Origin of the sequence: Actinoplanes sp. NBRC 103695, from assembly GCF_030269485.1 — a bacterium.
GTDB lineage: Bacteria > Actinomycetota > Actinomycetes > Mycobacteriales > Micromonosporaceae > Actinoplanes.
Genome location: NZ_BSTL01000173.1, coordinates 1 through 252 on the forward strand (window position 1 = coordinate 1; position 252 = coordinate 252).

Here is a 252-nt window from a genome sequence, read left to right on the forward strand (position 1 = left end):
CTCGCCGCCGACACCGGCCAGACCCACGTCGTGACCGCAGTCGGCTCAATACAAGACCTCGACCCCACGACCAGCCCCTACGACACAATCGTGCTAGACCTGCCACGGCTGACGGTAACCGGCCTGGTGAGTTCCCCCCGTTTCGACGGAGCGGTGGTTACCTGCTTCCGGTCGGGGCAGGGGTGAGGTTATCTGGCTCGGTCTGGGTGTGCCAGGCGGTCTCGTATTCGTCCGGGCTCAGGTAGCCGAGTT

1 protein-coding gene is annotated in these 252 nt (G+C 65.1%); it reads left to right on the forward strand.

Annotated features, from left to right (window positions below; genetic code table 11):
- Positions 1-186 (forward strand): hypothetical protein (locus QSK31_RS48735; protein ID WP_285692032.1); only part of this gene is annotated, 186 nt, incomplete at its 5' end.
- Positions 187-252 lie beyond the last annotated feature (66 nt).